General features: G+C 67.1%; 23 protein-coding genes. 13 read left to right on the top strand and 10 right to left on the bottom strand.

Annotation, left to right across the window (positions count from 1 at the left end):
- Positions 1 to 66: 66 nt before the first annotated feature.
- The 5 genes from AC3DET_RS13740 to AC3DET_RS13720 all read right to left on the bottom strand — a co-directional run bounded on the left by AC3DET_RS13740 (position 67) and on the right by AC3DET_RS13720 (position 8,268).
- Positions 67 to 1,005 carry a nucleoside hydrolase gene (locus AC3DET_RS13740; protein WP_488391985.1) on the bottom strand — a complete coding sequence of 313 codons (939 nt, stop codon included), beginning with the start codon at positions 1,003 to 1,005 and terminating at the stop codon, positions 67 to 69.
- A 163-nt stretch (positions 1,006 to 1,168) separates the two neighbouring features.
- Positions 1,169 to 3,274: an ATP-dependent DNA helicase RecG gene (gene recG / locus AC3DET_RS13735; protein ID WP_446538211.1), complete on the bottom strand. Its 2,106-nt coding sequence runs from the start codon at positions 3,272 to 3,274 to the stop codon at positions 1,169 to 1,171.
- Positions 3,275 to 3,360: 86 nt separating this feature from the next.
- Positions 3,361 to 5,811, bottom strand: coding sequence for a TonB-dependent receptor (locus AC3DET_RS13730; RefSeq protein WP_488391984.1), 2,451 nt, complete (start codon positions 5,809 to 5,811; stop codon positions 3,361 to 3,363).
- Positions 5,812 to 5,847: 36 nt separating this feature from the next.
- Positions 5,848 to 7,023 (bottom strand): SO2930 family diheme c-type cytochrome, encoded by a 1,176-nt coding sequence (locus AC3DET_RS13725; protein WP_488391983.1) that lies wholly within the window; start codon positions 7,021 to 7,023, stop codon positions 5,848 to 5,850.
- A 9-nt stretch (positions 7,024 to 7,032) separates the two neighbouring features.
- Positions 7,033 to 8,268 (bottom strand): parallel beta-helix domain-containing protein, encoded by a 1,236-nt coding sequence (locus AC3DET_RS13720; RefSeq protein WP_488391982.1) that lies wholly within the window; start codon positions 8,266 to 8,268, stop codon positions 7,033 to 7,035.
- Positions 8,269 to 8,387: 119 nt separating this feature from the next.
- On the opposite strand from AC3DET_RS13720, the gene AC3DET_RS13715 reads away from it, so the two are divergent.
- A complete protein-coding gene (locus tag AC3DET_RS13715) occupies positions 8,388 to 9,425 on the top strand; it encodes an AraC family transcriptional regulator (RefSeq protein ID WP_337731595.1) in 1,038 nt (345 codons plus the stop codon).
- Between the two features lie 89 nt (positions 9,426 to 9,514).
- Here the strand turns inward: AC3DET_RS13715 and AC3DET_RS13710 are convergent, their stop codons facing one another.
- The 5 genes from AC3DET_RS13710 to AC3DET_RS13690 form a co-directional block, all read right to left on the bottom strand.
- On the bottom strand, positions 9,515 to 9,898 hold the full coding sequence (locus AC3DET_RS13710) for a RidA family protein (RefSeq protein ID WP_488391981.1): 384 nt from the start codon (positions 9,896 to 9,898) through the stop codon (positions 9,515 to 9,517).
- Between the two features lie 161 nt (positions 9,899 to 10,059).
- Positions 10,060 to 12,231 (bottom strand): RelA/SpoT family protein, encoded by a 2,172-nt coding sequence (locus tag AC3DET_RS13705; protein ID WP_446538216.1) that lies wholly within the window; start codon positions 12,229 to 12,231, stop codon positions 10,060 to 10,062.
- 127 nt (positions 12,232 to 12,358) lie between these two features.
- Positions 12,359 to 12,658 (bottom strand): DNA-directed RNA polymerase subunit omega, encoded by a 300-nt coding sequence (gene rpoZ, locus AC3DET_RS13700; RefSeq protein ID WP_142125611.1) that lies wholly within the window; start codon positions 12,656 to 12,658, stop codon positions 12,359 to 12,361.
- Between the two features lie 235 nt (positions 12,659 to 12,893).
- Positions 12,894 to 13,511, bottom strand: coding sequence for a guanylate kinase (gene gmk, locus AC3DET_RS13695; RefSeq protein ID WP_192202121.1), 618 nt, complete (start codon positions 13,509 to 13,511; stop codon positions 12,894 to 12,896).
- Positions 13,508 to 14,368: a YicC/YloC family endoribonuclease gene (locus AC3DET_RS13690; RefSeq protein WP_337731598.1), complete on the bottom strand. Its 861-nt coding sequence runs from the start codon at positions 14,366 to 14,368 to the stop codon at positions 13,508 to 13,510. Before AC3DET_RS13690 ends, gmk begins: the two co-directional genes overlap by 4 nt.
- A 129-nt stretch (positions 14,369 to 14,497) precedes the next feature.
- On the opposite strand from AC3DET_RS13690, the gene rph reads away from it, so the two are divergent.
- From rph to AC3DET_RS13630, 12 genes are all read left to right on the top strand, one after another.
- Positions 14,498 to 15,223: a ribonuclease PH gene (gene rph, locus AC3DET_RS13685; RefSeq protein WP_488391980.1), complete on the top strand. Its 726-nt coding sequence runs from the start codon at positions 14,498 to 14,500 to the stop codon at positions 15,221 to 15,223.
- Positions 15,224 to 15,322: 99 nt separating this feature from the next.
- Positions 15,323 to 15,712 (top strand): VOC family protein, encoded by a 390-nt coding sequence (locus AC3DET_RS13680; RefSeq protein WP_337731600.1) that lies wholly within the window; start codon positions 15,323 to 15,325, stop codon positions 15,710 to 15,712.
- 6 nt (positions 15,713 to 15,718) lie between these two features.
- Positions 15,719 to 16,312, top strand: coding sequence for an RdgB/HAM1 family non-canonical purine NTP pyrophosphatase (gene rdgB, locus AC3DET_RS13675; protein ID WP_337731601.1), 594 nt, complete (start codon positions 15,719 to 15,721; stop codon positions 16,310 to 16,312).
- Positions 16,313 to 16,450: 138 nt separating this feature from the next.
- Complete coding sequence (gene hemW, locus AC3DET_RS13670) at positions 16,451 to 17,605, top strand: radical SAM family heme chaperone HemW (protein WP_488391979.1); 1,155 nt, start codon at positions 16,451 to 16,453, stop codon at positions 17,603 to 17,605.
- A gap of 90 nt (positions 17,606 to 17,695) precedes the next feature.
- Positions 17,696 to 20,230 (top strand): DUF1631 domain-containing protein, encoded by a 2,535-nt coding sequence (locus AC3DET_RS13665; RefSeq protein WP_488391978.1) that lies wholly within the window; start codon positions 17,696 to 17,698, stop codon positions 20,228 to 20,230.
- A complete protein-coding gene (locus tag AC3DET_RS13660) occupies positions 20,227 to 20,574 on the top strand; it encodes a PilZ domain-containing protein (protein ID WP_192202128.1) in 348 nt (115 codons plus the stop codon). The genes AC3DET_RS13665 and AC3DET_RS13660 overlap by 4 nt, the downstream gene beginning before the upstream one ends.
- Before the next feature lie 67 nt (positions 20,575 to 20,641).
- Positions 20,642 to 21,997, top strand: coding sequence for a Xaa-Pro dipeptidase (pepQ, locus tag AC3DET_RS13655; RefSeq protein ID WP_488391977.1), 1,356 nt, complete (start codon positions 20,642 to 20,644; stop codon positions 21,995 to 21,997).
- Positions 21,998 to 22,091: 94 nt separating this feature from the next.
- Positions 22,092 to 22,421: a hypothetical protein gene (locus tag AC3DET_RS13650; protein WP_337731605.1), complete on the top strand. Its 330-nt coding sequence runs from the start codon at positions 22,092 to 22,094 to the stop codon at positions 22,419 to 22,421.
- Positions 22,422 to 22,433: 12 nt separating this feature from the next.
- The gene (locus AC3DET_RS13645; RefSeq protein WP_488391976.1) at positions 22,434 to 22,838 is read left to right on the top strand and encodes an MAPEG family protein; all 405 of its coding nucleotides are present in this window, start codon (positions 22,434 to 22,436) and stop codon (positions 22,836 to 22,838) included.
- A gap of 272 nt (positions 22,839 to 23,110) precedes the next feature.
- Positions 23,111 to 25,294: a M48 family metallopeptidase gene (locus tag AC3DET_RS13640; protein WP_488391975.1), complete on the top strand. Its 2,184-nt coding sequence runs from the start codon at positions 23,111 to 23,113 to the stop codon at positions 25,292 to 25,294.
- A gap of 48 nt (positions 25,295 to 25,342) precedes the next feature.
- On the top strand, positions 25,343 to 25,738 hold the full coding sequence (locus AC3DET_RS13635; protein ID WP_488391974.1) for a YciI family protein: 396 nt from the start codon (positions 25,343 to 25,345) through the stop codon (positions 25,736 to 25,738).
- Between the two features lie 9 nt (positions 25,739 to 25,747).
- A complete protein-coding gene (locus AC3DET_RS13630) occupies positions 25,748 to 26,179 on the top strand; it encodes a GFA family protein (RefSeq protein WP_337731609.1) in 432 nt (143 codons plus the stop codon).
- Positions 26,180 to 26,242: the final 63 nt, after the last annotated feature.

The raw sequence follows: 26,242 nt of genomic DNA, 5'->3' as shown, positions 1-26,242 counted from the left end.
CACCGTGTCGCGGGAATGGAAGAGCGGCATTGTAGACCGCCCTCCCGGTCCGGCGCAACCCGCGCTTCAGACCGCCGCCAGGGCCGCCTGGATCAACGCCTCGAACCGCTGCTGGTCGTAGCGCAGCAGGATATTGGCCTTGTCGGGCCGTCCGCCTTCCCGGCGCCAGTCCACGATGGACGCCCCGCGGGCATGGACACCCGCCAGTTCGATGGCCAGCGGCCGTTCGGCCAGTTCGAGCGCCCCCTCCGGTGCCAGCACGAAGGCCATGGCCAGGGCATCGGCCGCATACCAGTGGTCGCCACGTCGGTCGGCGGACCACAGGCGGGTCTTCTCGGAAATGCGGTCGTAGAAGCGGGCGCGGTCGGAATCCGCCTCCAGCCAGCCCGCCACCCGCTCATGATGGAGACCGTGGGCGATGGTGGCCTCCCAGTCGGCCAGGTCGTAGCGCTCGAACGCCTCGAGTACCAGGTGCGCCGCTTCCGGATCGAAGAAGAAATTGAACTCGGCCGCCGGCGTGATGTTCCCGTGGCAGGTCACCGCACCCCCCATTACCACGAAGCGTGCGATCCGCCGGGGCAGCGTGGGGTCCAGCTTGAGCGCCAGCGCGATGTTGGTCAGCGGCCCCAGTGCGACCAGCACCAGCCGGCCCGCGTGTTCGTGCGACAGGCGCAGGATCGCCAGCGCCGCGTGTTCGGCTTCCGCATGGCGCGCAGCCGGCGGGAAGCCGACATCACCGAAGCCATCCTGCCCATGCACGTAGCCCGCATCCGGCGATGGATGCAGCAGCGGCGCAGGCGCACCGGCGAATACGGGAATGTCCCCGCGACCGGCCACTTCACACAGCTTCAGCGCATTGCGCACGGTGTGCTGCAGGCCTACGTTGCCGGCCGCGATGGTCAGGCCGACGATGTCGTGCTGCGCATCATTGAACGCCATTAATAACGCCAACGCATCGTCGACGCCGGGGTCGGTGTCGATCAGCAGGGGAATCCTGTCCGTCATCGTCTTCTCTTCGTCTTCTCGGCCGCCGAGTCTCGCACCGCAGGCGGCGCCATGGAAGCATGCGCGTCTTGTAGGAGGGGCTTCAGCCCCGATGCCTTTCGATCTGGCTTCAGTTGGCTGACCGAAGAGCCTCGGGGCTGAAGCCCCTCCTACAAGAAGCGGGCTACGCGGACGCGTACCGCGCCGCGCCGCCGACCCAGCGCTGGATCACGCGATCCGCCGCCCCTGGGTCGTCGGCGAGCAGCCGCTCAGCCAGCGCATGTACCTGTGGCAGCAGGGCTGCATCACGCGCCAGATCCGCTACGCGGAAGGCCGCCAGTCCTGTCTGTCGCGTGCCGAGCAATTCGCCGGGGCCACGCAGTTCCAGATCCTTCTCCGCAATGACGAAGCCGTCGTTTGTCTGCCGCATCGTCGCGAGCCGGTGCTTGGCCATCATCGACAGGGGCGGCTGGTACATCAGCACGCAGGTGGACGCCGCCGCGCCGCGACCGACGCGACCGCGCAACTGGTGCAATTGGGCCAGCCCCAGGCGCTCCGCGTTCTCGATGATCATCAGTGACGCGTTGGGCACATCGACGCCGACTTCGATCACCGTCGTCGCGACCAGCAGGTCCACTTCGCCCTGCTTGAAGCGCCGCATCGTGTCCTGCTTGTCCGCTGCCTTCATGCGCCCGTGCACCAGCGCGATGCGCGCCGCGGGCAGCGAGGCCGACAGCGTTTCGAACGTGGTCTGTGCCGCCTGCGCGACGACCTCGTCGCTGTCGTCGATCAGCGTGCACACCCAGTAGGCCTGGCGCCCTTCGGCGCAGGCGGTGCGGATGCGTTCCACCAGTTCCGGCCGCCGCTCCGCGCTCAGCGCAACGGTCTGCACGGGTGTGCGCCCCGGCGGCAGTTCGTCGATGGCCGATACATCCAGATCCGCGTACGCCGCCATCGCCAGCGTGCGGGGGATCGGCGTGGCCGTCATCACCAACTGGTGCGGCACATGGTGCTCGCCCGCCCCCTTGTCGCGCAGCGCCAGGCGCTGGTGCACGCCGAAACGATGCTGCTCATCCACGATGGCCAGGCCAAGGTCGTGGAAGGTCACCGCCTCCTGCATCAGCGCATGCGTGCCCACCACCACCTGCGCTTCACCGGACGCCACCTGCGCCAGCACGTTCGCACGCGCCTTGCCGGTGACCTTGCCGGCCAGCCACGCCACGCGCACGCCCAAGGGTTCGAGCCACGCGCGCAGGTTGGCGAGGTGCTGCTCCGCCAGCAACTCGGTGGGCGCCGCCAGCGCCACCTGCTTGCCCGCTTCCACCGCGAGCATGCCCGCCAGCGCGGCCACCACGGTCTTGCCGCTGCCCACATCGCCCTGCACCAGCCGCAACATCGGCGACGGCTTGCGGACATCTTCGCGGATCTGCGCGAACACGCGCTGCTGCGCGCCCGTCAGCTTGAACGGCAACGCCTTGACCAGCGCTTTCGCCAGCGCGCCCTTCCCCGCCAGCGCGGGCGCGTGGCGCTGCTGCAATGCCAGACGCTGGCGACGCAGGCTCAGGTGATGGGCCAGCAACTCCTCGATGGCCAGCCGGCGCTGCGCAGGATGCGTGCCCAGTGCGAGCGCTGCGACGTCGGCGTTGCGCGGCGGACGATGCATCGTCAACAACGCGTCGCGCAGCGAGGGCAGGCCCAGGCCTGCCAGCAGCGGTGCGGGCAGGAGTTCCAGCGCATCGGCGGCCGGCAGCCGCTCCAGCGCCTGCCCGATCAGCTTGCGCAGCGTGGCCGGTCCCATGCCATCGACCGCCGGGTAGACCGGGTCGAGGGCATCCCCCAATGCCATCTCGTCGTCATCGCCCAGCACACGGTAACTGGGATGCACGATCTCCAGCCCGTTCTGGCCCGGCTTGGGCGTGCCGTAGCAGCGGATGCGCGCGCCCACGGCGAACTGCGCCACCTGCGCCGCGCGGAAGTGGAAGAAACGCAACACCAGCGTGCCATGCGATTCGTCGCCCACGGCCACGCGCAGTACGGGCCGGTAGCGGAAGCCGCGCTCCACGGCCTCGACCCGACCTTCGACCTGCGCGGGCACACCGGGCTGCAGTTGCCTGATCGGGGTCAGCGCGGTGCGATCCTCGTAGCGCAGCGGCAGGTGCAGCCAGAGGTCCTGCATCGTCGACAGTCCGCGTGCGGCCAGCTTCTCCGCCACGCGCGGCCCCACGCCCGGCAGGCGGCTCAGGGGTTCTGCGGAAAGATCGATGGGGGGGGCTTCACGACGCGCGGGCATGGCGCAAGGATGCCGGGAACGGCCCGAAACAAAAACCCCGGCACCTCACGATGCCGGGGCCCACGTCCAGCGCGTCTCCGCGCGGCTCAGAACTTCACGACGATTTCCATGCCGTAGGTGCGCGGCTCGCTGATGGTGGCGCCCACCACGCCCAGCGGTCCGCGCCCGTAGGTGTTCAGGCCCTTCACGTACTGGTTGTCGAACACGTTGTTGCCATAGATCGCCCAGCTCCAATGTCCGCTTGGCGCTGTCCAGCCGACACGCATGTCCGTGCGGTCACGCGCTTCGCCGATATCGAGCAGCGCATTGACGCCACAGTCGCCCTGCAGGTCGGAGCCGGCATTGCAACGGCTGCGTCCGCGGTAGGCATGGCGTGCGGAGAAGCGCAGATCGCCGTGTCCGGCCAGGTCCACGCGATACGCCGCGCCGATCGACGCGGTGAACCGCGGCTCACCGGTGGGCTCGCCATCCAGGTCGATGCCTTCCGGCGTCACGTAATCTTTGTACTTGGAATCGATCCATTCTGCCTGCGCATCCAGCGTGAATGCATCCGTCACTTTCCAGCGCATGTCGAAATCGATGCCGGTCGCTTCGAGGTCGCCGGTATCGAACACGAAGCGCGGGATGTCGACCGGATTGTTCGGGTCAGGATCGATCAGCCGGATCGACTGCCGGTTGTCGTAGCGATAATGGAACAGCGATGCGTTGTACGAAAAGCGGCCGAAGGACTGCTTGATGCCGGCCTCCAGGTTCCATACATCCTCGTTCTCGAACGCGGGGCCGATCTGCAGTGCATTGAAGCCACCGGCCTTGTAGCCCTTGGCCAGCGAACCGAACACCATCGTCCTGTCGTTGACGTGGTAGTCCACGACGAAGCGCGGGCTGAAATCGCTCCAGCTGCGCTTGTCGCGCACCAGAACGCCCTTGTTCACCATGGCCGGCGGATCGATGAACGCCATGTCGAAGGTCAGCAGTTCACGCGTGATCGGAATTCCCATCTGCTCCAGCGCAGCGAAGAACCCGAGCGATTCCAGCATATCCAGCTTGCCCTCCAGCTCGGGTGCATTGCGTGGCGTGTTGAGCCAGGTGAAATCCTTCTCGTCGCGCGTGTAGCGCAGGCCGAAGGTCAGGTTGAGCTTGTCGGACGCGCGCCAGATCACGTCACCGAAGGCGGCGTACGCGGTGGTCGACAACGTATTGGTGAAACGCTCGTTCCAGCGGTCGCCGACCAGCGAGACGGGGATGCCCACGGTCTGGGCCAGGAACGAAGTGAACCCGAACAGGCTGCCATCCGGCGTCGGTGCGATACCGAGGTTGCGCACGATGTTGTCCACCGCCTCGGTATTCGTGTTGACCTCGCTGGTCTGGTCGGCATCCTCCTTGAAGAAGCTGGCACCGGCCACCCAGTCCAGGCGCGCGTTGCTGCCGGCGAACTTGAACTCCTGGTAGAACGTCTCGTTGCTTTCGGTGTTGACCGAATCGATGTACAGGTCGGCCCGGTTGGTGCCGTCCTCCTCGGTCTGGTTCAGCGAATCGTATTGCCGCCACGACGAGGTCGACGTCAGGTTGCCCCAGGTGAACGCGTGGTCGACGATCAGGGTGACGCCGTCGAACGTGCGCCATTCGGCGTTCTCCGCATCGCTGTAGGTCGGCACCTCGCGCGGGTCGAAGTAGTCGTCCGGATCCACGGGCACCGGGGGGCGCTGCGGGTAGGCCGGCAACGGCACGATCCCGGTGGTCACACGGCCGTTCTGGTCCAGGCTCTCGTGGTCCCAGCTGACCAGGGCGGTGGTGTTCTCGCCTATGCGGACCTGCCAGGCTGCGCGCGCCGCCCACACGTTCTCTCCCCCCAGGTCCTTGCCGGTGGCGCCGTCCTGGAACCAGCCGTCGCTGTGGTTGAACAAGGCGTTCACGCGCAGCGCGGATGTCTCGCTGGTAGGGATGTTCCACATCGCATCGGCGTACTGCTTGCCGTAGTTCCCCAACCGCAACCGCAGGCGCGCCTCGGTTTCGTCCTGTGGCCGGCGCGTCACCAGCGAAATCGCACCCGCCGCCGTGTTGCGGCCGAACAGCGTGCCTTGCGGGCCTTTCAATACCTCGATGCGCTCGACATCGAGGAACGGCAGCAACACGCCGCCGCCGCGACCGCCGTACACGCCATCCACGAATATGCCGACCGCCGGATCGGTCCCGATGCCGAAGTCGCTGGTCTCCACGCCACGCAGGCGGAACGAAGGTTGCGTGGGCTGCACGGCATCCACCACCAGGCCAGGCACGAACGCATCGATGTCACCGAGGTTCTCGGCCGCCACGTCGTCGAGCAGTTGCTGATCCACTACCTGCAATGCGATCGGCACGTCCTGGAGCTCCTGCGAACGGCTCTGCGCGGTCACGGTGATGGTGTCCAGGTCGGTCGCCTGCTGCTCGCCCTCGGGCGTGGCCTGCGCCCAGGCCGTGCCGCCCGTGCCCAGCACCACACAGCCGCCGAACAGTGCGCGACGCAGACCCACGACCAGATTCCGTTGCATCACTTTCATCACTCCCTCCCGAGAAGCGTTGTGCGGATACCGGCTTCAGACGGCCGGCGGCGGTTGAATGTCTGTTTCATTCGCTGCATCGCAGCTTCCCGGCTGCGCATTGATCCACGCGCGGATCAGTTCGACGCCCTCGCGGTGGACGACCGACCGGCCCAGCTCGGGCATCATGATCGCGGGATCGTTGCTGTCCATGCGGAAATCGAAGATGGACTCCTCCGCGCTGCCTGGCACGATGTCGTGCATCCGGTTGCCGGTGCCCTTGCCCGCGGCGATGGGCTGCTTGCAGAAACCCAGCTTCAAACGGTCCTGCGTGCCCGCATCCAGCCACAGGCCGGAGGTGATGGCCGGACCGGTGGCGCTGTGGCAATGCCCGCAGTTGATGTCGAGATAGGCGCGTGCACGCGCGTCGAGCGAAGCACGCGCATCGGACGCATCCGCCAGCCGCGGCGGCTGCGCGGGTACGCCGGCCAGATAGCCGACCCGCGCGAGGTGGGCCAACTGGTTGTCGCGACCACCCGCGTAGTCGAAGTCGCGGTTGAGATGGCGGGCCTTCGGCCCGATCGGCAGCAGCTTGCGCGACTTATTGTCGGTGATGTGGCAGCCGCCGCACTGGTTCTGGTCGGGCACCTGGTAGTTCGCGACTTCGCGGCCACCCTGTGCATCGACCAGGTCGAACGTGACCAGCTCACCGGTGCGCTTCAGCGTGGCCTCGGTCTGGGCATCGTTCCACACGTAGGGAAGCGCGACCCAGCCTTCCGCACGGTGCACCAGCAGGCGGGTTTCAACCAGGCGGACCTTCGACAGGTCCAGCGCTTCGCCTTCGAGCGAAGACGATGACGGCGGCGTGCGCGCCACCGATTTCCCATCCCACGCCCTGCCGGCGGGCAACGGGTAGTAGAACGTCTTGCTGAGGATAGTGCCCACCGGGAAGTCGAAACTCCGTTCCGGCTGATAGGTGGCCGTCATGCCCACCGGCATCCAGACGGTGCGCAGCTTGTGCGTGTAATCGCTGAACAACGGCGTATTGAGGTCGTAGGGCACCACGCCATCATTGAGGCGCAACCAGCCGTCTTCGACCCGCAACACACCCCACTCCGCCAGCGAGGCCGGCTGTCCCTCGGCAATGAAATGCACACGGGATGCAGGCTGGCAGGCGACCAGTGCCAGGCACGCTGCCAGCAGCAGGAGGAACGCCGTGCACCGATGCCGCATGCGTCTTCCTCAACCGCGCTTCAGGTCGACTGCGGGCAATCGCGGCAGTTCGCAATCGTGCGCCTTCGTGTCCTTGCCGGGGCTCTTGTAGCCACCGGGCCCGTCGGCATTGACCACGCCGCTGACATCGCGCAAGCAGATCTGCGGACCGATCTTCCTGCCATCCACCACGCGATCCTGGTTGAAGTAGCCATCCCAGAGCACGTCGGGAAAGCTGCCGCGCAGGCCGTAGACCGCCACCTTCAGCGCCTTGAGGTCGAAGCCGTCGGGCGAATCCCCGCCGCCGGAGAGCGTGTTGCCATGGATGAAGATGCGCTCGGGATAAGGATCGAAGTTGGGCGAGGCGCTGCTGTCCTTGTACCCGGTGGAATACACGCTGGACACGATGATGTTGGCCGTTGCGTTGTCGCGGATCTCGTTGGCGAAGACTTCGATGTCGTCGTTGGAGTTGATGACGATGCCCGAGCCCGCCGGCACGCTGGCGACCGGTGTGCCCTTGGCGCCGAAGTTCTCGTGGTTGTTGGCGATGACCTTGTTGTTGTACACGCGGATGTTGCCGCCCTGCTGGGACAGGCCCGGCATGTTGAACACCAGGATGCCGCCGGTGTTGCCGGTGGCGACGTTTTCGTAGACGTCCGCGTTGATCGTGTTCTCGACCTCGATGCCGGCGACGTTCTGTTCGGCGCGGCTGCGGCGCACGATCACCCCGTCGGACTGGCCCACGTAGATCCCTGCATCGGACGCACCGATGGACACCGTGTCCTCGATCAGCACGTTCTTCGTCAGCACCGGGTAGATGCCGTAGGCACCGTTCTTGGTGCTCGGCCCACCGGTCCACTGCACTTTCACGCCCCGGATGGTGATGTTCGCGGACTCGCTGATCTTCAGGCCGTCGCCCTTGGAATCCTCGATGGTGAGGTTCTCGATGGTGAAGTCGTTGCCGTTCACCAGCAGGCCTTCCGCGCCCGCCTTCTGCCCCTTGAAGCTCAGCACGCTCTTGTCCATGCCGGCGCCCCGGATCGTCACGCCATCGGCGCGCAGGCTCAGGCTGCGGTCGAAGCTGTGGCGGCCGGCCGGGATTTCGATGACATCACCCCGCTTGGCATCCAGCAGGCGCTCCTGCAGGGTGGCGGCGAAGCCTGTATCGGCGGCCGCGACGGTGTCGGTCCCGGATGTCCCGGGCTGGCAGCCCACCGCCAGCAGCGCCAGCGCGCCGGCTATCGCCAAGGAAATGCTGCGTTGCATGAGTCTCCCCTCCCATACGCCTGCGTAGTGCAGGCCAGTCTGGTGTGCGGGCACGTATGACACGGAGGGCGGGAGCGGCATACTAAGGGGGGCAAAGCGGACAAGCTGGAGGGGCTTCGATGCGCTGGAAAACCGGACTGGGCAATCCCCTGTCGATCGCCAATCTGCCCACCAACATGCTGTGCGGGCTGGTGCTGCTGGCCGGCGAATTCGGTGTGAATGCCGAGAGCTGGTTCGCCGGCATGCGCTTGAACGTGCAGGAAATCCACGACCCGCAGGCCCGCGTGTCCTACCGCCAGGCCAGCGAGATCATCCGCCGCGCCCTGCCCACCTTGCCCATCGATGGCGTCGGCCTGGCCATGGGCGGCAAGCAGAACGGCGGCAACTTCGGCCTGCTCGGGCTGGCGATGAAGACCGCGCCCACGTTCGGCGATGCGGTGCAGATCGGCCTCGAGTACCAGCGCAACCTGGGGCCGCTGATGGATCTGGAACTGGAAGACCGTGATGAAGGCGCGTTGGCCGTGATCGCGACGGCACCGGAAGAGGCCACCGACCTGCTGCCGTTCCTGTGCGAGGAAATGTTCGCCAGCACGCTGATGCTGGCGCGCGAACTGGCGGGCCCGGACTTCCGTCCGTTGCGGCTGGAACTCGGCTATCCCGCACCGCGCTACGCTGCCCGCTACGACGACCTGTTCGGTTGCGAGGTCCGCTTCAACCAGCCGCGGCACGCCATGGTGGTGGACCGTCGCTGGCTGGAGCTGCCGTTCGCCAGCTACAACCCGGTGACGTCACGGCAGGCGCTCGCGCTGTGCCAGGCACAGCTGACGGCGATGTCGTTGCGTGGCGAGACCACGGCGGCGGTGGAGCGGCAGTTGCGTCCGCGCCTGCGCGAGAATCCGCAGATGACCGACGTGGCCACCGCGCTGCACCTCAGCGAACGCACGCTGCGCCGCCAGCTCGCCGAGGAAGGCACCAGCTTCAGCGCGGTGCACGACCGCGTCCGCACGGAGCGTGCACTGGAACTTCTGCACGACGAAGAAACCACCATTGCCACCGTCGGTAGCCAGATAGGATTCAACGATGTGCGGGAGTTCCGCCGCGCGTTCAAACGCTGGACCGGGCACACACCCAGCGACACGCGACGGCGCCCCGCGTAGAGCGCAGATTGCTCCACTGCCCCTCTGCCGACGGGATACAGGATGTCCGTGCAGCGCAGAGAAAATTCAGCGCTGCGCGGACACCGCGGTCACTCCAGCACCATCACCGCATCGACTTCGAAAGCCGCACCCTTCGGCAGGCCGGACACTTCAATCGTCGAACGTGCGGGGTAAGGCGCGGCGAAATATTCCTGCATCACCGCATTGACCGCCGCGAACTGCGACAGGTCGGTCAGATACAGACCCAGGCGCACGATGCGGTCCAGCGAGCCGCCCGCCGCTTCGGTGACCGCCTTGAGGTTGTCGAAAGCACGGTGGGCCTGCGCGCCGATGTCGCCTTCCACCAGGTTGCCGGTGGCCGGGTCCAGCGGAATCTGCCCGGAGAAGTACACGGTATTGCCCGCGCGCACGGCCTGCGAATACGGACCGATGGCAGCGGGGGCGTGATCGGTGTGGATGATCTGCTTGGTCATGGGCGACTCCTCAGTGGATAGCCGATTCTACGTAGGGCGGGCCCAGGCCCGCCATCGCGCGCGACCCGATCACCTTCGCATTGATGAAAACAGGCAACCCAAGCAGATCGCCAACACTGCGAACATGGGCGCCACGACGGCGGGCCTGGGCCCGCCCTACTTCACTGCCGGCGCACGCCGTGCACGACGTTGAGGCGCCGCAGCCGCCGCATCACTTCCGCCAGGTGGTTGCGGTCGCGGACCTGGATCGAGAAGCGCAGCACGGCGACGTTGATGTCGCGCTCCAGATATTCCACGCGCTCGATGTTCGACTGGCTCTTGGCGACCGCCGCGGCGACCTGCGCCAGCACGCCGGGACGATTCTCCACGTCGATCAGCAGGGCGGCGTCGTAGTCGCCGGTGACGCGCGCATCCCAGGCGATCGGCACCCAGCGTTCCGGCGACTTGCGGAACTCGGTGACATTGGGGCAATCCAGCCGGTGCACCACGATGCCCTTGCCGGCCGTGTGGTAACCCATGATCTCGTCGCCCGGGATGGGTTGGCAGCATTGCGCGAAGCTGACCACGCCGCGCTCGCCACCGGTGATCAGTATCTTTTCCTGCGAGTGCTTGGAGTGGCCGCCGGCACGCAGCTCGGCGAACGCGGTCAGCGCCTGCGCCGCCTGCGCCGGCATCCAGTTGCCCAGCGCCACGTCCGCCAGGAAGGCTTCCAGGCGCGGATACTTGTGCTCGGCCAGGAAGGCTTCCAGGCGCTGCTGCGGCAGGCGCTCGAGCGAACTGTCGAGGTCCTCCAGCGCGCGGTCCAGCATGCGGTGGCCGAGCTGCACGGCATCCTCGTGCTCCAGTTGCTTGAGCTGGTGCCGGATCGCGGTACGTGCCTTGCTGGTGACGACGAACTCCAGCCACTGCGGCTTGGGCGCGGCCGACTTGGCGGTGATGATCTCCACGCTCTGCCCGCTGGCGAGCTTGGTGCGCAGCGGCACCAGTTTCTTGTCCACGCGCGAGGCCACGGCCTGGTTGCCCACGTCCGTGTGCACGGCATAGGCGAAATCCAGCGCGGTGGAATTGCGCGGCAGCGACAGGATCTTCCCCTTCGGCGTGAACAGGTAGACCTCGTCCGGGAACAGGTCGACCTTGACGTTCTCCAGGAACTCCAGCGACGAGCCCGCCGCGTGCTGGTTGTCGATCAGCTCGACGATCCAGGCGTGCGCGCGGTTCTGCGCGCTGTTGGGCGTATCGGTACCGAACTTGTAGGTCCAGTGCGCCGCGATGCCGCGTTCGGCGATCAGGTCCATCTCGGTGGTGCGGATCTGCACTTCGATCGGCGAGCCGTAGGGTCCGAACAGCACCGTGTGCAGCGACTGGTATCCGTTGGCCTTGGGGATGGCGATGAAGTCGCGGAAGCGACCATCCAACGGCTTGTACTGCGCATGCACGGCGCCGAGCGCGTGGTAGCACGACGGCACGGAATCGACCACGACGCGGAACCCGAACACGTCCATCACCTGGTCGAAGCTTTTTCCTTCGCCCTGCATCTTGTTGTAGATGCTCCAGGGCGTCTTGACCCGACTGACCAGGCGATGCTCGAGGCCTTCCTTCGCCAGCCGCTGCGACAGGTGCGCCTCTATCTGCGCCATCGATTCGCGACGCATCACCGGCTGGCTGCGGATGTGCTTCTCGATCACGGCGTGCCGCCAGGGATGCAGCGCGCGGAATCCCAGGTCCTGCAGCTCGGACTTGACCAGGTTCATGCCCAGCCGCTGGGCAATGGGCGCGTAGATCTCCAGGGTCTCGCGCGCGATGCGGCCACGCGCCTCGGCACTCTGCGCGCCGAGGGTCCGCATGTTGTGCAGGCGGTCGGCCAGCTTGATCATAATCACGCGCAGGTCGCGCGACATGGCCAGCAGCATCTTGCGGAAGCTCTCCGCCGCCGCCTCCTGCCGGTCGCGGAACTTCAGCTTGTCCAGCTTGGTGACGCCTTCCACCAGTTCGGCCACCGACTCGCCGAACTCGGCCGCGATCTCCGCACCGGTCAGCGGCGTGTCCTCGATGGTGTCGTGCAGGATGGCCGCGATCAGCGTTTCCGCGTCCATGCCCAGTTCGGCCAGCACACCGGCCACCGCCACCGGATGGGTGATATAGGGCTCGCCCGACTTGCGGGTCTGGCCGACATGCGCGGCGGCACCGACCTCCCAGGCGCGCCGCAGCAACGGCAGCTGGTCCTTCGGCAGGTAGCGCGCGGTCTTCTCGAACTGCGCGACGTACTCCGGCACCGTTTCGTCGTGCGGCGAAGCGGGGGTGCGGACTGCCTTGGCGATGCGACCTGAACTCATGCCGCCAGCCTATGCCAGTCACGTCGCAACGGCAACGCGCGCGCGCCTGCCTGAAACGCAGAAAGCCCGCTTGCGCGGGCTTTCCGGTCATCGCGGGTTTCGGTGGAAACCCGAGGCGGGATCGATCTCAGTCGTCGCCCTTGGACAGGTCGTCGTCGGCGACCACTTCGGCGGCGGCCCATTCCAGCGCCTCGCGCTCGGCGCGCTCGCGCTCGGCCTTCTCGACGCGGTCGATCAGGTCGTTGTCGATCCTGCGGGCGGCGATTTCACGCAGCGCCAGTACGGTGGGCTTGTCCTGGTGTTCGCTGTTGTCGATGGTCGGCTCCACGCCGTTCGCCAGCTGGCGGGCGCGCTTGGCAGCCATCGTGACCAGGTCGAAACGGTTATCGACGACTTCCAGGCAATCTTCAACGGTGATGCGGGCCATGCGGGCTCCCGGCAGCCTGTTGGCCGCCCAGTGAATGGGGAAAGGGGCGGCGATTGTAGGTTGGCGGCCCAGGCAATGCAAGCCTTTCCTTGAAAATCAGTTAGTTAGAAGCCAATCCCTTGCAGGCGGAGGCTTCAGCCCCGACCAGCGGCCAGCGGCCAGCGGCCAGCGGCCAGCGGCCAGCGAACACCATTGCCTTGCGGTTGGGGCTGACGCCCCTCCTGCAGCTGGACCGCTACTCGGCCAGAAGGGTGGCAATCAGGCCGGCGTGCCGGACATCCTGGGCCTCCCGGCGCAGGCGGCTGGCGGTGAAGATCGCGTGCATCTGCTCGACGGCGGTCTCGAACACATCATTGACGATCACGTAGTCGAACTCCGCGTAGTGCGACATCTCCTCGCGGGCGGCGGCCAGCCGGCGCTGGATGACTTCCTCGCTGTCCTGGCCCCGTGCACGCATGCGCTGCTCCAGCGCATCGCGCGACGGCGGCAGGATGAACACGCTGACCGCGTCCGGCACCTTCTCGCGCACCTGGCGGGCGCCCTGCCAGTCGATTTCAAGCAGCACGTCCTTGCCGGCGTCGAGCTGAGGCTCCACCGACTGGCGCGCCGTGCCCTTCCAGTCACCATGCACCTCGGCGTACTCGAAGAAGTCGCCGGCGCGGATCATCGCCTTGAACTCGTCGGCGCTGATGAAGTGGTAATGCTGCGCATGGCGCTCGCCCGGACGCGCGCCGCGCGAGGTGAACGAGATCGACAGCGCGATGTCCGCGTCCCGCGCCAGCACGGCGTTGACGATGCTGCTCTTGCCCGCGCCCGACGGCGCCGCGACGATGTAGAGGGTTCCGCGCTTCATTCGATGTTCTGCGCCTGCTCGCGGATCTGGTCGATCAGCACCTTCAGTTCCACCGCGATGTTGGTGGTGCGGATGTCGACGGACTTGGAGCCGAGGGTGTTCGCTTCGCGGTTGAATTCCTGCAACAGGAAGTCCAGCCGCCGGCCCTGCGGCTCCTTCTGGGTGAACACGCGGCGGATTTCCTTGACGTGGCTGTCGAGGCGGTCGAGCTCCTCGTCCACGTCGAGCTTCTGCAGCCACAGCACCAGTTCCTGCTCCAGCCGTCCCTGCTCCATGTTCTGCGCCACATCGGCGAGCCGCACTTCCAGCTTCTGCCGCTGGCCCGCGCGGATCTGCGGAATCAGGGTCCGTACTTCGGCCGCCAGCGCGGCGATGCCGTCCACGCGCTCCAGGATCGCCGCCACCAGCTTGCCGCCCTCGCGTTCGCGCGCCGCGACGAACTGGTCCAGCACCGCGTCAAGCAAGGCCAGGGCCTCGGCCTGAAGCGCGTCCATGTCCACGCCCTTGCTCTGCAGCACGCCAGGGAACTGCAGCAGGTCGGTCAGCTCGGTACGCAGGTTGGGCAGGCGCGAAGACAGTTCCAGCGCCAGTTCCGACAGGTGTGCGATGACGCGGGGATTGATCTGCAGCGCACCCTCGCCTTCGGGCGCCCGCAGGCGCAACGTCAGGTCCAGCTTGCCGCGCGAGACGCGCGAGGCCACCCGTTCGCGCAGCGCCGGTTCGAGCACGCGCAGTTCATCCGGCAGGCGGACACCCAGTTCCAGGAAGCGGTGGTTGACCGCGCGCAGTTCGGCGGCAAGCGAGCCGCCATCGGTGGCGCGCTCGGCGGTGGCGAACGCCGTCATGCTGCGGATCATGCAGGAGCCCATCGGACCAGTGAGCGGCGCATCTTAGCAGTACGCGTGGCGCGGACCGGGGCCGGCGGGACCAACCGGGCCAAACGGCTTGGACTGCTAGACTTCGCCCCCCTCATCGCGGATGCCCCCATGTCCTTCTCCCGCCCCAGCGCCCGCCTTCCCGACCAGATGCGTGACGTCGGCATCCAGCGCAACTACACCCGCCATGCCGAAGGCTCGGTGCTGGTCAGCTTCGGCCACACGCGCGTGCTGTGCACCGCGACCGTGGAGAACAAGGTGCCGGGCTTCCTGCGCGGCAAGGGCGAAGGCTGGGTGACCGCCGAATACGGCATGCTGCCGCGCTCCACCCATACCCGCAGCGACCGCGAAGCCTCGCGCGGCAAGCAGGGCGGGCGCACGCTGGAGATCCAGCGCCTGATCGGCCGCACCCTGCGCGCCTGCGTGGACCGTGGCGCCCTGGGCGAACGCACCATCACCCTGGACTGCGACGTGCTGCAGGCCGACGGCGGCACCCGCACCGCCGCCATCACCGGCGCCTACGTGGCGCTGGTGGACGCGGTGAACTGGCTGAAGTCGCGCAACGAGATCAAGCGCGACCCGATCCATGGCGCGGTGGCTGCGGTGTCGGTGGGCATCTACCGCGGCGTGCCGGTGCTGGACTTGGATTATGCCGAGGACAGCGACTGCGACACCGACATGAACCTGGTGATGAACGACGGCGGCGGCTTCATCGAGCTGCAGGGCACGGCCGAAGGCCACGCGTTCCGCCGCGATGAACTGGATGCGCTGCTCGCCCTGGGCGAGAAGGGCATCGGCGAGTTGTTCGCCGCGCAGCGGGCGGCGCTGGCGGGCTGAGATCCGCGGTGGGAGCGACGTCAGTCACGACGAGGCTTCACCGATAGACCTTCGCGACTGACGTCGCTCCCACAACCGGGCACCACCACGGAAGCCGACATGAAACAACGCCTCAGCCTGGTCACCCTGCTGGTCGACGATTACGACCGCGCCATCGCGCATTACTGTGGCGCGCTGGGCTTCGAACTGCGCGAGGACACGGATCAGGGCCGCAAGCGCTGGGTGCATGTCGCCCCGCCGGGCAGCACCGAAACCGGCCTGCTGCTGGCCGTGGCCAGCACCGACGAACAGCGCGCGCGCATCGGCGACCAGACCGGTGGGCGCGTGGGTTTCTTCCTGCAGACCGATGACTTCTGGCGCGACCACGCACGCATGGTCGCCGCCGGCATCGAGTTCCTCGAAATCCCGCGCGAGGAGAGTTACGCCACCGTCGCCGTGTTCCGCGATGCCTACGGCAACCGCTGGGACCTGCTGCAACCCAAGGACTGATCCGACATGAAGCTCGTTCTCGCCTCGTCCAACCACGGCAAGCTGGAAGAACTGCGCAGCCTGCTGGCCGACACCGGCATCGAACTCATCGCGCAGTCCGACCTGGGCGTGGAGGATGCCGACGAAACCGGCGCCACGTTCATCGAAAACGCCCTGATCAAGGCGCGCCATGCCAGCCTGCAGACCGGGCTGCCCGCACTGGCTGATGATTCCGGCATCTGCGTGGACGCGCTGAACGGTGCGCCCGGCCTGTATTCGGCTCGCTACGCCGGCGAGCACGGCCATGCCGACCGCAACATCGACAAGTTGCTGGACGCCCTGAAGGACACGCCTGGCGAACAACGTGGCGCGCACTTCTATTGCGTCCTGGTGCTGCTGCGCCATGCGCACGATCCGCAACCGCTGATCGTCGAAGGCGAGTGGCAGGGCCGCATCCTGCATGAGCGCCGCGGCACCGGCGGACATGGCTATGACCCGGTGTTCTTCGACCCCCAGTTCGGCCAGTCGGCAGCGGAAATGCCGCTGGACGAGAAGAACCGCATCAGCCATCGCGGCAAGGCGCTGGCCGGATTGAAGCAGCGGCTGCGGACGATCCTGTAGGCGCGCCCTTCATGCCCCATCGGGGTATTCATGCCCCATCGGGGCAAATGGGCGCGATGTATTGCCCTGCGGCCACGCACGAAGCGTCTCTGGCATGTACCCCATGCGGGGCATGAAGCCCGCTCCTACAATAGACCCATGCTGATCCCGCCTCCCCTGTCGCTGTACGTCCACATGCCGTGGTGCGTGCGCAAATGCCCTTACTGCGATTTCAACTCGCACCAGGGCAAGGGCGAGCTACCGTTCGATGCCTATGTCGACGCCTTGCTGCGCGACCTGGACCACGACCTGCCGCTGGTCTGGGGGCGCACGGTGCACAGCGTCTTTTTCGGCGGTGGCACGCCCAGCCTGTTCCCGCCGGAGGCCATCGACCGCTTCCTGCAGGCCGCCAGCAGCCGGTTGCGCTTCGCACCGGGGCTGGAAGTGACGCTGGAGACCAATCCGGGCACCGCCGAGCATGGCCGTTTCGAGAGCTACCGCGCGGCCGGCGTGAACCGCATCAGCTTCGGCATCCAGAGCTTCGACGACGGGAGCCTGGAGAAGCTGGGCCGCATCCACGACAGCCGCGAGGCCGAGCAGGCCGTGAAGCTGGCGCAGGATGCCGGCTTCGACAACATCAACCTCGACCTGATGTACGCCCTGCCCGGCCAGACCCTGGCCATGGCCGAACATGACCTGCAACGCGCCTTCGCGCTGCGACCCGCGCACATCTCCCACTACCAGCTGACGCTGGAGCCGAACACGGTGTTCTTCTCGCGGCCGCCCCAGGGCATACCCGACGACGACCACGCCTGGGACATGCAGGAACACTGCCAGGCACTGCTTGCCGCTGCCGGCTATGGCCACTACGAAGTCAGCGCCTACGCGCAGCCCGGCCGTCGCTGCGCGCACAACATGAACTACTGGCGTTACGGCGATTACATCGGCATCGGCGCCGGCGCGCACGGCAAGATCACCGTGGGCGCCACCGCGCAGATCCTGCGTCGCTGGAAGGTGAAGCACCCCACGAGCTACCTGGCGACCGCTGGCACGCCGCAGGCCATCGGCGGCGATGACGACATCACGCCGGAGCGCCGCCCGTTCGAGTTCATGCTCAATGCACTGCGGCTGCAGGAAGGCTTTGCGCTGGCGGATTTCACCGCCACCACCGGACTGCCCGTGGCAACGATCGAGGCGGCGCTGGAACAGGCCAGGCGGCATGGCTGGCTAGACCTGTCCGACACCCACGTGCGGCCCACGGCTCTGGGCCGCCGGTTCACCAACGACGTGATCGAACTGTTCCTCGACGCCTGAAGCCCACGTCCTCTCCGCGTGGCGACGGATGGATGCGCAGGCAACGCAGGGTGTGATAATGATGGGGCTACAGGGGAGCTCACTGCACCGATGACCGCGCCACGATCGCCTTCGCCTGCCGCCGCGCCGACCACCATCGCATCGGCCGCGCTGCCGCCGCGCGTGCGCCGCGTGCTGCAGAACCTGTTCGACCATGTCTCGCCGGACTTCATCACCGCGTTGAATGCAATGCTGGTGGAGTTCGAGCAGCAGCTGTTCAAGCAGGCGGAGCACGCCCGCAGCAACCACCTGCAGACACAGATCTTCGTCGACCTGCGCGCCCTGCAGAAGCACCGCACCGAACTGGTCCCGCATTACATGTTCGGCCTGGAAGGCGAACTGGCGGGCCTCCGCGCGCCGCGCGCCGAAGCGAATGCGTCGACGGCGCCCCGCCTTGACTACCAGACACTGACGCTGGTGGAAGATGCGGTGATGGACCAGGAGATCGTGCTGCGCGAAGTCGCGCGGCGGCATGAGCAGCGCGGCAACGCACAGATCCTGATGCTGGGCCAGCGCTTTGGCGTCCTCGCCCGCGCGCCCGCCTACGACGCGGACACCCTGCCGCTCGGGCCGAACCGCCTCTGCCACGTGCTGAAGGACGCTGCGACGTGCCTGGAACTGTCGCTGGATGCGCAGCTGGTGCTTTACCGCACCTTCGACCACAAGGTGATGCTGAACTACAGCGAGTGGGCCAGCACGGTGAACCAGTTCCTGTCGCGCGAGGGCATCCTGCCGGGGCTGGTCTACATGCCGCGCCGGGGCCGCGTGCAGGAAGCGATACGGCGGCACCCGCTCGACGAGGGCAGTGCTGAACCACGCCCGATGACCGCCTGGCAGGGCCAGGCCGGTGCCTCGCACTGGGCCACGCTGACGCCGGACCAGCTGCAGGCTGTCGCCGGCGCCATGACCGACGGCAGGGCACCCGAACCGGGCCACGGCGGGTCATCGCCGCCGGCACCGTCGAGCGCCGCCGCGACACCGGCTGCGGCGGAAACACCGGCGGCCGACAACACCGCAGGTTCGTTCGAAGTGCTGCAGAAGCTGCTCGCCATCCGGCGCGGCGGTCTGCAAGCCGATGCCCATGCCCTCGCGACCTCCGGCGGATACGGAAGCGCGGGTGGCCTCGGCGGCCTGGGTGGCCACGAAGGACAGGGTGGCCAGGGAAGGGGCACTGGCACCGGAGAAGGCAGTGACCAGGGCGGCGGCCAGGGCAGCGCCCCGACGGGCGATGCCACCGGCGCGACCGCACCGGCCGCACCGACCCACCGGCTGCTGCCCACGCCCGATGTGTTGAGCACGTTGCAGGCCCTGCAGACGGCACCGCTTCCACCGCGTGCGCCCGACCAGCCGCGCCGCACCGTGGCCGACCTGCAGCAGGCCATGCTGGCCGAAGTACGTGCCAAGCACGGCCCCAACGCCACCCTGGCCAGCGCGGATTCGGACACCTTCGAACTGCTGGACCTGCTCTACAACGAAATCGAGCGCGAGGTGCAGCACGACGCACCCGCCGCCGACATGCTGGTGCGGCTGCAGGTCCCGGTCGTGCAGGCCGCCTTGCGCGACCGCAACTTCTTCCTGCGCGCGCAGCACCCGGCGCGCGACCTGCTCAACACGGTGGCCGAATCCGGCGCCACCTGGCTGGGCGACGAGGACGTGGATCCGCAGCTGGTGCAGAAACTGCATCGCGCGGTCGAGGCGGTGGTCGAGACCTACGAAGGCGACGAAGCCGTCTTCGAGGACGCCAACCGCGATGTCCAGCAGCACCTGCAGGCCGCCGCGCGCAAGGCCGAACTGGCCGAGCGCCGGCAGATCGAGGCCGCACGCGGCAAGGACCGGCTGGAAGTCGCCAAGCAGCGTGCCGCGGAGACCATCGAATCCGCGATGGCCGAGGCCAAGCCACAGAAGTTCGTGCAGGCCCTGCTCAGCCAGGCCTGGGCCGACGTACTCACGCTCACGCAGCTGCGCAACGGCGAATCGTCCACCGAGTGGACCGACCAGCTGCAGACCACGCTGGAGATCGTCGCCGCCACCACCACCTCGCAGGAACCGAGCCCCGCGCTGGCCGACAAGATCGAGAAATCGCTGGTGCAGGTGGGCTACCACGAAGACGAAGCGGCCGCGATCGCGCGTCGCCTGTCGAGTGCCGAGGAGGATGAAACCACGTCGCGCACCGAGCTGACCGCGCGCCTCAAGGCACGTGCACGGCTGGGTGGCCAGGGCGAGATCAAGAAGAAGCCGGCGCAGCCGCGCACGCCGCAGGAACAGGAGTGCTACGACTACCTGCGCACGCTGCCGTTCGGCACCTGGTTCGAGTTCACCCGCAACCAGCAGGGCGACCTGCAGCGGCAGCGCCTGTCGTGGTTCAGCCCGGTCACCGGCAATGCGCTGTTCGTCAACCAGCGTGGCCAGCGCGTGGGCGAGCACTCGCTGGACACGCTCGCGCACCTGATGGCCAAGGGTCAGGCGCAGGTGGTCACCGAAGACCGCGGCCGCCTGATCGACCGTGCATGGAACGCCACCCTCAGTGCGCTGCGCAGCCTCACTGGCCGCCGTGGCGAGACCGAAGCCGCAGGAGACGCCGCATGATGCGCGAGTTCCGCCGTGCCCGCCGACGCAGCGTGCCCAAGTCCGTTCCCGTGTTCGACCTGATGACCGAACAGGTCATCGGCCGCCTGGGCAACCTCTCCGAGTCGGGCATGCTGCTGGTCGCCACCGAACCGGTGGTGGACGATGCGCTGTACCAGCTACGCTTCCACCTGCGCGATGAACGTGGCCAGGACGTGCCGATCGACGTGGGCGCACACCTGCTGTGGTCCGCCCAGGCCAATACGCCCGGGCAGGCCTTCGCCGGCCTGCGCTTCCTGACCATTGACCGCGAGCCGCTGGAGCGTCTGCGCCAGTGGGTCAATGCCGGGCCCGAGGCCGAGTAGGCTCCACGCCACGGCCTGCGCGGGCCGGATGCGGCAAAATGGCGGCTCTTTCGCACGAGCCGCCGCCATGAACGCCCCCGCCTCCTTCGACACCGACCTCGTCCCGCTCTACGCCGACCACCTGGCGACGATGAAGCGCCGCGCCGACGAAGCCCTGGTGCGGGGCGGTTTCGATCACCTGGTCGTACCCAGTGGTACGCAGCACTGGCAGGTCTTCGACGACCGCGACTATCCGTATGCGGTCAACCCGCAGTTCAAGGCCTGGCTGCCGTTGACGCGCGTGCCGTACAGCTGGCTGGTGTACACGCCGGGCGAACGCCCGAAGGTGATCTTCTACCAGCCGTTCGACTACTGGCATGTGGTACCGGACGCACCGAGCGGCTGGTGGGTGGACCACTTCGACATCCACATCATCCGCAAGCCCGACGAAGCGCTCGCCCTGCTGCCGCCCGCCGCGCGCAGCGCGATCCTTGGCGAGCCGCAGAGCGCGCTGGGCGCAGCTCCCGGCCCGCATTACGCACCGAACAATCCCGAGCCGGTCATCCAGTACCTGGAGTACCAGCGCTCCTACAAGACGCCGTACGAGATCACCCTGATGCGCCAGGCGCAGCGCCTGGCCGTGCGCGGCCATCGCGCCGCCGAGGCGGCGTTCCGCGCGGGCCAGAGCGAGTTCGGCATCCACATGGCCTACTGCTCCGCGGTGGGCCAGGACGCCAACGACCTGCCCTACGGCAACATCATCGGCCTGAACGAACATGCCGCGGTGCTGCACTACACCGAACTGCAGCGCGTCGCGCCCGACCCGTTGCGCAGCTTCCTGATCGATGCCGGCGCGAGTTTCCACGGCTATGCCAGCGACATCACGCGCACGCATGCCTACGACACCGGCAGCGAGTTCCAGGCGATGATCGATGCGGTCGATGCCGCGCAGCAGGCGATGTGCGCCGGCGTGCGCAGCGGCGTGGACTACAGGCAGCTGCACGTGGATGCGCACCTCACCCTGACGGGCATCCTGAAGGACTTCGGCGTGATCACCGTGTCGCCGGAAGCCGCCGTGGCCACCGGCGTGAGCGCGGCGTTCTTCCCGCATGGCCTGGGCCACCCCATCGGCCTGCAGGTGCACGATGTGGCCGGCTTCGCCGCCAGCGACCGCGGCGGCCGCATCGAACGCCCCGCCGGCCATCCCTACCTGCGCATGACCCGCGTACTGGAGCCGGGCATGGTGGTGACCATCGAACCGGGTCTCTACTTCATCGACCTGCTGCTGGACGAGGTGAAGAAGAACGGCCACGCCGCCAGCGTGGACTGGTCGCGCGTGGATGCGTTCCGCCCGTATGGCGGCATCCGCATCGAGGACGAAGTGCTGTGCACGGATGGTGATGCGGACAACCTGACCCGGCCGGCGTTCGCGGAGGCGGGCTGAGCCTGCGCACAGGCAGCTGTTTGACGGCGCTACGGTGCGGTCACAGAATCGTGCTGCCCATGGGGAATGGGCATGCCGCAAGGGAACCGCACGCATGATGTTCATGATCGGCCAGGGTGAGCGCACCGTGCCGGTGGGCGAGCCGGAACCGCAGCATTGCCCACGCTGCGATGAGATGCGCGATTTCGAGCCGCAGCTCGCATACAAGTACGGCGAGTTCGACCTGCTGTTCGGCTTCGTCTATGGCAGGCGCTATCAGCTCGCTTGTCCGGCGTGCAACCACGGCTGGCGGCTGGACCGGCGACAAGCCGAACAGCGGTATGGCAAGCCCTCCATCCCATTCCGGCTGCGCTTCGGCTTCATCATCCTGCTGGGACTGTGCGCCGCCCTCGGCGCGGCATACCTGTCCACCATGCCGGTGTAAGAGGCCATGGCCATGGATACGACCCTGCTGCTGCCGATGACGGCGCACGTCACGCTCGCGGCGTTGCTGTACGGGCTGCTGACGGTGGCGCGTGCACCGGCGATCTGGGGCATCGGCCGGCGCGCCGACGGCGGCAATCCCTTCGCGACGATGGAACCCCGCATCAGCGCCAACCTCTCCAACCAGTTCGAGTGGCCACTGTTCTTCCATGTGGCCTGTGTGCTGCTGATGCTGCTCGGCACCAGCCGCACCGCCGTCGCGCTGGCCTGGTTCTTCATCGGCGGCCGCCTGCTGCACAGTGGCGTGCAGATACTGACAGCGAACGTTCGCCTGCGCGGCCTGGTGTTCACCGTGAACTTCCTGGCGGTGCTGGGGCTGTGGGGTGTGTTGCTGGGCATGGCACTGGGACGCGCATAGCCTGTGGACCCTGGCTGCCACTCGACAAATCGATACGCGCATTGCGCTGTGACGCAATCGATCGCGAGTGGGCAGACACCCACGGAATTGTGAGACGCGCAACATTGATGGATGCATTGCACGCTGGCATCGCCGAGGACCTGCTTCGCTCTCTCACGGACTGATATGCTTCTGGCGTGCCACTACGCAGGAGCGGCACGAGGGGAGACGAGGTGATGCATGAGGACGCAAGCCTCGACCGACTGCTGTGATCCTGCGATACCTCACTTGCCATGGAAGTCGAGTCGATGTCGCTTGCCGCACCTGTATCCACCGCTTTTCCTTCCTCCGCCAACGACGATACACCTGCGCATTTCCTACAGCGCCTGGCACCGGGCTCGATCCCGCGCCCGCCCACCAAACCGCTGTACACCTTTTTCCTGTGGCTGGTCGCGTTGCTCTCCTGCCTGATGCCCTTGTTTTACCTCGGCCTGATCGTCGGCCTGGCATCACTGGGCTACCACTACTACGCAGACTGGGCACCGCGCGGACGCTTCAACCTGCTCGTGGCGATGGCATGGATCGTCCCTGGCTTCGCCATCGGGGTGATCATCCTGTTCATGCTCAAACCATTGTTCGCGCCTCGCGCACAGGAACCAGATGCCGTACCGCTCTCGCCCCACGACGACATGCAGTTCACGAGCGCGGTCCATGCACTCAGCCAGGCCATTGGCATCCCGCCACCGCGCGAGATACGACTCAGCCACCAAGCCAATGCCTGGGTGCAGTTCAGCCCCGGCTTGGCAGGCCTGTTGGGTGGACACAAGACGCTGACCATCGGCCTGCCGCTCGTGGCGGGCATGAATGCCCGGCAGTTGGTCGGCGTATTGGCGCACGAGTTCGGGCACTTTGCCCAACAGGGCGGCATGCGTGCTGCCGTGCTCATCCACGGCGTGAACCGCTGGTTGGAATCGCGCGCCTACCATCCCGATGACTGGGATGAGCGACTGCGTCGCTGGGCCGCCGACGAGAGCAACGGCGGCTACGCGCAACTGACCTGCGCGTTCACGCTTTGGTGCCTGTGGCTGACGCGGATGCTGATGCGCGGCCTGTTCCAGGTGAGCTTCCGCATGAGCCAACGGCTGTCGCGGGAAATGGAGTTCGATGCTGATCGCTACGAGGCCATCGTGGCCGGCAGCGACGGCTTCGCGGACACGGCACTGCGCCTGCGTGCGCTTGCGCGCTCGCTGCATGAAGTGGATCAACTCAATCGCAAGATCTGGCGCGAGGGCAAGCTGGTCAGCGACCTGCCAGCCACGGTGGGCCTTCGACTTGCCCAGTGGACTGACGATGACTGGCGCCTGGTGACGGAACAGCTCGATGCGGACGATGAAACGCGCTACTGGGATTCGCATCCCGCCGACCAGGCGCGTATTGCCAACGCGCAAGCATTGCGGGCGATGGGACTGTTCCGCGACGAACGCCCCGCTGCCGCGCTCTTCGCCGATTTCCCCGCCCTGTGCCGCAGCGTGACCGAACATTTTTACCGTGGGCTGGAGCTGGACTTCGGTCCGCGCAACCTGGTCGACGGCTCGCAGTTGCTGGGGCTGGGCAGGCTTCCTGAGACGTTGACGCGGGCCTGGGATCGTTACACCAACGGCATGATCGGCTTGGCACCTCTGCTCGATCCGTCGGAGGGATCGCGACTGCCAGCGTCGGCCTTCGGTTGGCAGGCCTGCGTGGATGAGCTTCGCCGTCTGGGGCCCGATGCCAGCGGCCTCTGGCAACGACTGGACCGCCGACGTGAAAAAGCTGGGCAGCTCTCCTTGTGGGTGACGTTGATCGACCTGCAGGTCGACTTCCTCATGCCCGACGGGTCGTTGCCCGATGGCGTCAAGTTGCGGGGAGACCATGCCGCCTGCGTGGCGGAAGACACGCCCGACCGCAAGCTGGCCGCCCGCATCCTAGCCGTGTCCGCACGCCGGCTGCAGCATGCCATCGCCACGCTGGACGATGCGGCACGCAGTGACGCCCAGGCACGCCTCGCCGTGCTGCAGCACCTGCACGATGCCTGGCCCCGCCTGCAACGCGTCTTCAACGAGGGACGCGTTTGCCTATGGCTGCATAGCGGCATGCGCGGCAACGATCCTTCCCTGCGCCAGCACGTCAGTCGGTTGGGCGTGCGCTATCGCGAGCAGACGGAACGGCTGCTCGCCGACCTGGACGGCATCCTGCTGCGGGAAGGACTTTCGCTGGGACAGCATCTGCGCGGACGCTGCGGACGACTCTCCAGCGCTGGCGGCGACGATATCCAGTTCATCCAGGTAACCTCGCCACTGGAAGACGCGTTCCTGGAGCTCTACCAGTTGAATATCGCGGAATTGGCCGTCATTGCCCATGCGGCCGAGCAACGGCACGGCATAACGCCGATAAGGCTTCTGGCACCGCGCCCGCAGTCACCGCCCCAGCGTCCATAAGCCCGCATAATCTGGCCTCGGCATACCTCACTCCGGATAGGCACGCCCATGACGAGCTCCGACTATCTCCTCATCTCCCGTGGCCAGTGGGACGAAACCGCATCGAAAGAAGACGTGCAGGACGCCATCGACCGCTTCTACATCTGGTATGAGCGCGGCGTGGCGGAGGGCGTGCTCAAGCCCGGCAGCCGGCTGGAAAACCGCGGCAAACAGGTATCGCGCGACGGGGTCACCGACGGACCGTTTGCCGAGGCGAAAGAACTCGTGGGCGGCTACTGGTTCATCGTCGCCGACTCGCTGGACGCCGCCGCACGGATCGCCGCCGAGAATCCCTGCCTCGCGTACGGCCTGACGCTGGAGATCCGGCCGCTGGAAGCCGCCCGTGCCCGCGCGCAGGATGTGACCAACGAGACGCCCCCGGCCTGGCGTCCGGACGAAGGCTGATCCACGCCCATGACCGCGGCACATCCCACGCTTGAAGGCGGCTGCCATTGCGGCGCGATCACCCTCGCCTTCTCCACCGCCCTGACACCGGAAACGACTTCGCCGCGCGCGTGCGACTGCAGCTTCTGCCGGGCGCACGGCGCCGCATGGATATCCGATCCCGCCGGCCAACTGGTCATCCGCGCACAGGCCGATCGCCTTCGCCGGTACCGACAGGGCTCCCTGGCGGCTCAGTTCCTGCTGTGTGGCGAGTGCGGCGTGCTGGTGGGCGTGCTGTTCCAAGAAGGCGCACACCGGTATGCCGCGGTCAACGCCGTATGTCTGGCAGCCCGCGAGGCCTTCGCCCCGTCGGTGTCCTCCTCGCCCCAGATGCTGGCGCCCGACGACAAGGCGTTCCGTTGGCGGCAGCTGTGGGTCCGTGATGTACGGGGATTGGACTGAGTCACCCCATGTCGCGCAACGGATGGCGGGGGCAGCGAGCCTGGACGCGGGTCTTTATTTGGG

It is taken from the genome of Pseudoxanthomonas sp. 97-1-1 (assembly GCF_057773125.1).
The sequence above is the reverse complement of the archived record's forward strand: the minus strand, read 5'-3'. Positions and strand labels throughout refer to the sequence as shown.

Excerpts from the sequence above, each read along its gene's own strand:
- recG (WP_446538211.1), bottom strand. The coding sequence starts at position 3,274 with ATGCCCGCGCGTCGTGAAGCCCCCCCCATCGATCTTTCCGCAGAACCC.
- AC3DET_RS13630 (WP_337731609.1), top strand. The coding sequence starts at position 25,748 with ATGACCGCGGCACATCCCACGCTTGAAGGCGGCTGCCATTGCGGCGCG.
- rpoZ (WP_142125611.1), bottom strand. The coding sequence starts at position 12,658 with ATGGCCCGCATCACCGTTGAAGATTGCCTGGAAGTCGTCGATAACCGT.
- AC3DET_RS13640 (WP_488391975.1), top strand. The coding sequence starts at position 23,111 with ATGGAAGTCGAGTCGATGTCGCTTGCCGCACCTGTATCCACCGCTTTT.
- AC3DET_RS13690 (WP_337731598.1), bottom strand. The coding sequence starts at position 14,368 with ATGATCCGCAGCATGACGGCGTTCGCCACCGCCGAGCGCGCCACCGAT.
- AC3DET_RS13660 (WP_192202128.1), top strand. The coding sequence starts at position 20,227 with ATGATGCGCGAGTTCCGCCGTGCCCGCCGACGCAGCGTGCCCAAGTCC.
- AC3DET_RS13720 (WP_488391982.1), bottom strand. The coding sequence starts at position 8,268 with ATGCAACGCAGCATTTCCTTGGCGATAGCCGGCGCGCTGGCGCTGCTG.
- AC3DET_RS13740 (WP_488391985.1), bottom strand. The coding sequence starts at position 1,005 with ATGACGGACAGGATTCCCCTGCTGATCGACACCGACCCCGGCGTCGAC.
- AC3DET_RS13645 (WP_488391976.1), top strand. The coding sequence starts at position 22,434 with ATGGATACGACCCTGCTGCTGCCGATGACGGCGCACGTCACGCTCGCG.
- AC3DET_RS13715 (WP_337731595.1), top strand. The coding sequence starts at position 8,388 with ATGCGCTGGAAAACCGGACTGGGCAATCCCCTGTCGATCGCCAATCTG.
- gmk (WP_192202121.1), bottom strand. The coding sequence starts at position 13,511 with ATGAAGCGCGGAACCCTCTACATCGTCGCGGCGCCGTCGGGCGCGGGC.
- pepQ (WP_488391977.1), top strand. The coding sequence starts at position 20,642 with ATGAACGCCCCCGCCTCCTTCGACACCGACCTCGTCCCGCTCTACGCC.
- hemW (WP_488391979.1), top strand. The coding sequence starts at position 16,451 with ATGCTGATCCCGCCTCCCCTGTCGCTGTACGTCCACATGCCGTGGTGC.
- AC3DET_RS13710 (WP_488391981.1), bottom strand. The coding sequence starts at position 9,898 with ATGACCAAGCAGATCATCCACACCGATCACGCCCCCGCTGCCATCGGT.
- AC3DET_RS13725 (WP_488391983.1), bottom strand. The coding sequence starts at position 7,023 with ATGCGGCATCGGTGCACGGCGTTCCTCCTGCTGCTGGCAGCGTGCCTG.
- AC3DET_RS13665 (WP_488391978.1), top strand. The coding sequence starts at position 17,696 with ATGACCGCGCCACGATCGCCTTCGCCTGCCGCCGCGCCGACCACCATC.
- AC3DET_RS13730 (WP_488391984.1), bottom strand. The coding sequence starts at position 5,811 with ATGAAAGTGATGCAACGGAATCTGGTCGTGGGTCTGCGTCGCGCACTG.
- AC3DET_RS13705 (WP_446538216.1), bottom strand. The coding sequence starts at position 12,231 with ATGAGTTCAGGTCGCATCGCCAAGGCAGTCCGCACCCCCGCTTCGCCG.
- rph (WP_488391980.1), top strand. The coding sequence starts at position 14,498 with ATGTCCTTCTCCCGCCCCAGCGCCCGCCTTCCCGACCAGATGCGTGAC.
- AC3DET_RS13635 (WP_488391974.1), top strand. The coding sequence starts at position 25,343 with ATGACGAGCTCCGACTATCTCCTCATCTCCCGTGGCCAGTGGGACGAA.
- rdgB (WP_337731601.1), top strand. The coding sequence starts at position 15,719 with ATGAAGCTCGTTCTCGCCTCGTCCAACCACGGCAAGCTGGAAGAACTG.
- AC3DET_RS13650 (WP_337731605.1), top strand. The coding sequence starts at position 22,092 with ATGATGTTCATGATCGGCCAGGGTGAGCGCACCGTGCCGGTGGGCGAG.
- AC3DET_RS13680 (WP_337731600.1), top strand. The coding sequence starts at position 15,323 with ATGAAACAACGCCTCAGCCTGGTCACCCTGCTGGTCGACGATTACGAC.